The organism is Arthrobacter sp. HMWF013 (assembly GCF_003061105.1).
GTDB lineage: Bacteria > Actinomycetota > Actinomycetes > Actinomycetales > Micrococcaceae > Arthrobacter.
Map to the genome: position 1 here is coordinate 1 of NZ_QAIQ01000480.1, position 6985 is coordinate 6985.

Here is a 6985-nt window from a genome sequence, read left to right on the forward strand (position 1 = left end):
GTCTTGTCCCCCGCACCTTCGAGGGCAAGCACCGTTCCGTTGCCGAAGCTGGTGTGGTTCACCTTGTCCCCCACGCTGACCGCCACAATCTCCTTTTGCGGCTGGACCCGGTTCTTGGCAATGATGGCTGGAACGTCGGCGTTGAAACCGGCCGAGGAATCCGCGGCGGCGCCGCGGGATGTGCCGGCACCCCAGAACGATCCGCCGTACCGGCTGGAGCCGATGGACCCACCGCTCCCCCAGCCACCGGTTTGCCGGCTGGTGCCTTCACGCTTCCACTCCACCAGCTCGGCCGGAATCTCTTCGAGGAACTGGCTGGCGGGGTTGTACTGGCTCTGGCCCCACATGCTCCGGACCTCGGAGCGCGTCACGTACAGCCGCTTCCGGGCGCGGGTCAGGCCCACGTAGGCGAGCCGGCGTTCCTCGGCGAGTTCCTTGGGATCAGTGGCGGAGCGCTGGTGCGGGAACAGCCCGTGCTCCATGCCGGTCAGGAACACCACGGGGAATTCGAGGCCCTTGGCGGTGTGGAGGGTCATCAGCGTGACCACGCCCAGCCGTTTGGCTTCGGCGACGGCGGCGTCGATGTCCGCGCCGGGTGCGTCCGGAATCTGGTCGGCATCCGCCACGAGCGAGACCTGCTCGAGGAACGCCCCCAGGGAACCCTCCGGGTTCTCCTGCTCGTATTCACGAACGACGGCGACCAGTTCAGCCAGGTTCTCCACGCGGGACTCGTCCTGCGGGTCGGTGCTGGAACGCAGCCCGGCCAGATACCCCGTCTGTTCGAGGACGGCCTCCAGCGCAGCGGCGGCACCGGAACCGGTGGCTACCTCTGCGAGGTCATCGAGGAGTTTCACAAAGCCGAGGACGGCGTTGACGGATCGGGTGGCCATGCCGGGGGCTTCCTCGGCGCGGCGCGCGGCGGCCATAAAGGACATCCGTTCCCGCTGCGCCAGCGCGGCCACGGCTCCCTCGGCGCGGTCGCCGATCCCGCGCTTGGGTTCGTTAAGCACCCGGCGCAGGTTGACGTCGTCGTCCGGGTTCACCAGGACCCTCAGGTACGCGAGGGCGTCCTTGATTTCCTTGCGCTCGTAGAACCTGGTGCCGCCCACCACCTTGTACGGCAGGCCTACGCGGACCAGCACGTCTTCGATGGAGCGGGACTGCGCGTTGGTGCGGTAGAAGATGGCAACATCGCCGGGGCGGAGATTGTCCTCGTCCTGGAGCCGGTCGATTTCCTTGGCGATGAACTGGGCTTCGTCATGTTCGTTTTCGCCCACGTAGCCGATGATCTTGTGGCCCTCGCCCTCGGCAGTCCACAGCCGCTTTTCCGGGCGGTTGGGGTTGCGTGAGATCACCGAGTTCGCGGCGCTGAGGATGTTCTGGGTTGAGCGGTAGTTCTGCTCCAGCTTGATGGTGCGGGCATCCGGGTAATCGTTCTCGAACTCAACGATGTTGCGGATGTCAGCGCCGCGGAAGGCATAGATGGATTGGTCGGAGTCGCCCACCACGGTGAGCTCGGAGGCACCCGGGCCCTCGCCCACAATCTCGCGCACCAGGGCGTACTGGGCGTGGTTGGTGTCCTGGTATTCGTCCACGAGCACGTGCCGGAACCGACGCCGGTAGGAGTCCGCGAGCGCAGGGAAGGCCCGGAACATGTAAACCGTTTCGGCGATGAGGTCGTCGAAGTCCATGGCGTTGGCCTGGCGCAGCCGCTGGGTGTAGCCCTTGAAGACGTCGGCCACGGCTGATTCGAAGGGATCGTTGTGGTTGGCGGACAAGGCGTAGGAATCGGCGTCGATCAGCTCGTTTTTGAGTGCCGAGATCTTGTGCTGGATGGCCTTGGGCGCGAACTTCTTGGGATCAAGGTCCAGGCTCTTGGACACCTGGGTCACGAGCCGGAGGGAGTCCGCGGAGTCATAAATGGAGAAGTTGGACTTCAGCCCGACGTTCGCGGCCTCCTGCCGCAGGATGCGCACGCAGGAAGAGTGGAACGTGGAAATCCACATGATCTTGGCGCGTCCGCCCACCAGTGCCGAGATGCGCTCCCGCATCTCCGCGGCGGCCTTGTTGGTGAACGTGATGGCCAGGATCTCGCCGTGATGGGCGCGCCGGGTGGCGATCAGGTACGCGATCCTGTTACTGAGCACACGGGTCTTGCCGGAGCCGGCGCCTGCCACAATCAGCAGGGCACTCCCCGCGTGCTTGACCGCTTCCTCCTGTTGGGGATTCAGGCCCTCCAGGAGTTCGGCGGCATTTGGCCTGTGGTGCGTTTCATGGTGCCCTGCGCCTCCGTTGCCCTCGCCGGCGGGCTGCTGGCTGGCCCAACCCGCGTTCTGCGGGCCGGGTTCGGCGCGGCGTTCAGGGGTGTGTCCGGCACCGCCTCCGGCTTCCCTGGCCGGCCCGCCGCCACCGAATTCCGGGAACGCTGCCAAACCCTCCGGGCGCGACTTGGTGATGGCGGCAGCTTTGGAGCCGGCCTTGAACGGTCCGTCAGAGTACGGGTCAAACAACATATCCATGGTGCCTACAAGTCTAGGCGGTGGGGCCGACAGTCACTTCAGCCTGTGGATAACGTCTCACCTTGCGCCGACCCAAAAAGTCGGGCCCAAAACCAGCCGGCCCCTGGACAGCCACCCCCGGAGACGGCGGGCTCAGGTGACCGAGCCCGCCTCGAGGGCCGTCCGGAGCTCGCGCACCGCCGCCGTTCCTCCGGCCATGAACCAGTCCAGGCCGTTGATGCGGACAGTGTCCGTGGCCCCGCCGGCCGCACGGACGATCGCTTGGCCGGGCAGCCAGTCCCATTCCGGGCAACTGTGCTGGAACCAGCAGCCCAGTTGACCGTCTGCCACCCGGCCCAGGTCGCAGGATCCGGAGCCGAACATCCGCAGGGCTGCGGCGGAAGTGGCCGCCGAATGCCAGGGCATGGCGCACAGCGGATCCATCAGCCAGGTGGGGTGGATGTAGGTGGCGGCGCCGAATTCGGCGAGCGGGGTTGAGTTGCGGGCACCGCCGTCGTTCTGGAAGGCGGTGACCGTCGCGCCGTTCAAAGTGGTGGGTTGGGCGGTGCCGCCGAGCCAGAGTTTGTCCTCTTCCGGCTGGAAGATCGCGCCCAGCAGAACGTCCGCCGTATCCTTCAGTGCAAGCGCAGAGCACCAATAGGTGGAGCCGTGCAGGAAGTTGTAGGTGCCGTCCACCGGATCGATGACCCAGGTGCGGCCGCTGGTGCCGGCCACCGAGGCGCCCTCCTCGCCGAGGATCCCGTCCTCCGGGCGGCAGCGCCGCAGCTGCTCCAGCACATACGCCTCGGCAGCGTGGTCCGCGGCAGTCACCACATCCGAGACCGACGTCTTCTGCTGCGACTGCAGCCCGGCCATCCGCATCAGGAGCGCGAGCTGGCCGGCTTCCCGGACCAGCGCGGCCGCCAGTTGGTAGTCGTCCAGGGTGGGATCAAGTTCAAGGGCGCTGTGCCGGCCAGTGGTCATTGACCCAGTTTATGGGGCGGGATAATGGTGCCATGGCTAAGACCCCAGCGCAGCGGATCAAGAAGCACGGCTCGAAGGCTGTTGTTCCACAGCACAACCTGCCGCCCGTCATCAACCCCACCACGGCACGGTCGCCGCAGAAGGCCCGGAGCAACAGCAACCTCATCCTGATCGCCGGCGTGGTGGTCAGCCTGTTCCTGTTCTGGTACCTCCACCTGCTGACGCTGAACCAGCTGACCCAGCTCTCCGATGGACTTGCCATGCCGGATTCACTGGTGGGCGGCTTTGACCCGGGATATGTGGGCCAGTTGCGTGATGCCATGGACGGCGACGCCCGCGGCCAGCTCAACTACGTCCACAAAACGGCGGGCACCCTGTTCCCGCTCATCTTCGGCTTCACGTGGCTGCTGCTGATCGGGACCAACGTGGCCAGGAAGGCCCTCCGCTGGGCGCTCTGGGCACTCCCTCTGCTGTTCGTGGTGGCCCGGTTGTGGGGCAACGTCGCCATCGATGCGCTGTTTGGATCGGAAACGCCCGACGCCGGCCAGGTCGCTTTGGCGTCCGGGCTGACGATCGCGGGTTGGGTGCTGCTGGTCCTCAGCCTGCTGGCTGGCGCGGTGGCGGCGTTCCTGGCAAGCCGGAAGCCCCAGGCCGCGGAGACGGCCCGGTAAAGGCCGCCATGGCCCGTATTTCCTGGCGGTGCCGGTGCACCCGCTGGGCGATCACCAGCCCTGCAGCGGCAACACCCACCGTGACGGGGTAGCCCATCAGCCGTTCCAGCGTGCCAGGCTCCGGGACGTCCAGCCGGGTCAGCCCTGCGGTGACCAGCGCTGCAGACGACACCACCCCGCAGGCCAGGATGAACCAGGCCAGCGGGGTTTTGTGCAGCCAAAGCAGGCCCAGGACCAGCAGGGCCAGCGCACCGGCCACGAAGTACATCACGGCGCCCACGAAGTGCCAGCCCGAGCCCACGTCTTCGGGCACGAGGCCCACCAGCACAGTTCCCGCCCCGGCGGTCCCGATCAGGACGCGCACCGCTCCGGCGGCGAGCCACGGCTTCCTGCGGGCAGGCCGGACCGGTGCTCCGGCTTTGGCTGCCACGCACAACAGGCCGGTGCTCAGCAGCAGCCCTCCGAGGAGCATTCCGAGCCCCTGGACCACAAACGAGGCGTTCATCAGCCAGTTCAGGGGCGAGCACACCTCCCGGCCATCGTAGATCCCGCAGTAGATGGCTCCCAGGTCACTGATATAGCCGGTCCGCAGGTCGTAGGGACGCGGGCCGGCCCAGGCCGCAATGACCGCCGCCTCCGCGGCGAAGTACTGCAGCACGCTCAGGACGGACCACGCGCCGATGTACTGCCGGGTGGAGGTGGTATCGGGAATAAACGCCACCGCGGGCGCAGCGGACGGGGCTGATCTCATGCCAAGAGCGTAGTACGGGCGCACACCTTGTATGCTGGTATCCGTGTCCGGACGGACCGGCCCTGCCGGATCGTCCGGAAACACGCCCTCGTAGCTCAGTGGATAGAGCACGGCTCTCCTAAAGCCGGTGTCGTTGGTTCGATTCCAATCGAGGGCACTTGAACTTGTCCGTCCAGGAGTTTGACCTCCGCGCGTACCTGCTGGGTCCCGCCATGGGTACCGGGCGGCCTGGGACCTGGGCTGTGGAGCGGCAGTTGCTGGACCGGGCAACAGGCACCCATGGAACCTTTTCCGGCGTCGTGCATTTTTCCCCCACGGACGACGGCGGCCTGGCCTTCCGCGAGGAAGGCACCGTGCGCTGGCCCACCTTCACCGGTCCCGCCTTCCGGGAATACCTCCTCAGGCCTTCTGCCGACACAAGTGCCCTGGACGTGTTCTTCGCCGACGGCCGCCCTTTCCACCGGATGAGCTTCGCTCCGGCGGCCAGCCACGACGACCACTGGTGCGATCCGGACACTTACCGCGTGAGCTACACCTTCGAGGGCCCGGACCGGTTCGCCTACACCTGGGATGTCAGCGGACCGCGCAAAAACCTGCTGCTCACCTCGCGGCTGCACAGGTTGCCGGGCGGACGGCTAGGCTCTGAACCGTGAAAGCCCGCATTGTTGTCTCCGCCGTCTGTGTCTTTGATGACGCCGGGCGCCTCCTGACCGTCCGCAAGCGCGGCACCGGGATGTTCATGCACCCAGGAGGCAAGCCGGAGGCCGGCGAATCGGCCGTGGAGGCCGCAACCCGCGAACTCAGCGAAGAAGTGGGGATCGTGCTGCAGCCGGCGGAGCTGGAGCTGATGGGCGTCTGGATCGCCGCCGCCGCCAACGAGGCCGCCACGGACATCGAGGCAACGGTGTTCAGGGCTCCGGGGACCTGGACGGCGCATCCCTCCGCCGAAATCGAGGAGATCCGCTGGCTGGACCTGGCCGCACTGGCCAGGAATGCGGCGCCTCCCGCGGACCTGGCGCCGCTCCTGACGGATCACATCCTGCCGGAGCTCGCTGCCAGCCGACGCTGAGCCGGCGTCAGTACTCCGGGACCGCTTCCTCAGCCACGGCCGTGGCCTCAGCGAACTGGGTGCGGTACAGCTCGGCGTAGCGGCCCTCAGCTGCGAGCAGTTCGGTGTGCGAGCCGCGCTCCACGATCTGCCCGTCCTCCACCACCAGGATGACGTCGGCGGCGCGGATGGTGGACAGCCGGTGGGCAATCACGACGGCGGTGCGCCCCTCGAGCGCGGCGCCGAGGGCTGCCTGGACGGCGGCTTCGTTCGTGGAATCGAGTGCGGCCGTTGCCTCATCCAGGATCACCACGCGGGGCTGGGAGATCAGCAGCCGGGCGATGGTGAGCCGTTGGCGTTCACCGCCGGAGAGCCGGTAGCCGCGCTCCCCCACCACGGTGTCCAGGCCGTCAGGCAGGGACCGGATCATGGTTTCCAGGCGGGCTTGGCGGATGGCGTCCCACATGTCGTCCTCGGTGGCATCCGGCCGGGCGAGCCGGAGGTTGGAGGCGATCGACTCGTGGAAGAGGTGGCCGTCCTGGGTGACCATGCCCAGGGTGTCCCGCAGCGAATCGAAGGTGACATCCCGGACGTCCATCCCCGATTTAGGCAGGACCCCGCCGAGCCGCACTGCCCCGGAGTCGACGTCGTACAGGCGTGACAGGAGCTGGGCAATGGTGGATTTGCCGGCGCCGGATGACCCCACCAGTGCCACCGTCTGCCCCGGTTCAACCCGGAAGCTGATGCCGTGCAGCACTTCCTCGCCGCCCCGGGTGTCCAGCGTGGAGACTTCCTCCAGCGAAGCGAGTGAGACCTTGTCCGCGGACGGATAGGCGAAGCGGACGTTGTCGAATTCCACAGATACCGGGCCGCGCGGCACGGCTTCTGCATCGGGCTTCTGCTGGATCAAAGGTTTGAGGTCGAGGATTTCAAAGACCCGCTCGAAGCTGACCAGGGCACTCATGATCTCCACGCGTGCGTTGGACAGGGCCGTCAGCGGGGCGTAGAGGCGGGTGAGCAGGAGGGCCAGCAC

7 protein-coding genes and 1 tRNA gene are annotated in these 6985 nt (G+C 67.1%); 4 read left to right on the forward strand and 4 right to left on the reverse strand.

Annotation, left to right across the window (positions count from 1 at the left end):
• On the reverse strand, positions 1-2519 hold a 2519-nt coding region (gene pcrA / locus DBR22_RS17145; RefSeq protein ID WP_108600021.1), incomplete at its 3' end, for a DNA helicase PcrA.
• A gap of 132 nt (positions 2520-2651) precedes the next feature.
• Positions 2652-3482: an inositol monophosphatase family protein gene (locus DBR22_RS17150; RefSeq protein WP_108600016.1), complete on the reverse strand. Its 831-nt coding sequence runs from the start codon at positions 3480-3482 to the stop codon at positions 2652-2654.
• Between the two features lie 32 nt (positions 3483-3514).
• Here DBR22_RS17150 and DBR22_RS17155 point away from each other — a divergent pair, with 32 nt between their 5' ends.
• Positions 3515-4153: a hypothetical protein gene (locus tag DBR22_RS17155; RefSeq protein ID WP_108600017.1), complete on the forward strand. Its 639-nt coding sequence runs from the start codon at positions 3515-3517 to the stop codon at positions 4151-4153.
• On the opposite strand, the gene DBR22_RS17160 is transcribed toward DBR22_RS17155, so the two are convergent.
• Positions 4080-4904 (reverse strand): DUF998 domain-containing protein, encoded by an 825-nt coding sequence (locus DBR22_RS17160; RefSeq protein ID WP_181365228.1) that lies wholly within the window; start codon positions 4902-4904, stop codon positions 4080-4082. The genes DBR22_RS17155 and DBR22_RS17160 overlap by 74 nt on opposite strands.
• 84 nt (positions 4905-4988) lie before the next feature.
• Here DBR22_RS17160 and DBR22_RS17165 point away from each other — a divergent pair.
• The 3 genes from DBR22_RS17165 (at position 4989) to DBR22_RS17175 (ending at position 5973) form a co-directional block, all read left to right on the forward strand.
• Positions 4989-5061, forward strand: a tRNA-Arg gene (locus tag DBR22_RS17165).
• Between the two features lies 1 nt (position 5062).
• Positions 5063-5557, forward strand: a complete 495-nt coding sequence (locus tag DBR22_RS17170) for a DUF6314 family protein (RefSeq protein ID WP_181365229.1) — start codon at positions 5063-5065, stop codon at positions 5555-5557.
• The gene (locus DBR22_RS17175; RefSeq protein ID WP_108600019.1) at positions 5554-5973 is read left to right on the forward strand and encodes an NUDIX hydrolase; all 420 of its coding nucleotides are present in this window, start codon (positions 5554-5556) and stop codon (positions 5971-5973) included. The genes DBR22_RS17170 and DBR22_RS17175 overlap by 4 nt, the downstream gene beginning before the upstream one ends.
• 7 nt (positions 5974-5980) lie before the next feature.
• Here DBR22_RS17175 and DBR22_RS24675 read toward each other — a convergent pair.
• The coding region (locus DBR22_RS24675) for an ABC transporter ATP-binding protein (RefSeq protein WP_258229263.1) at positions 5981-6985 on the reverse strand (1005 nt) is incomplete at its 5' end.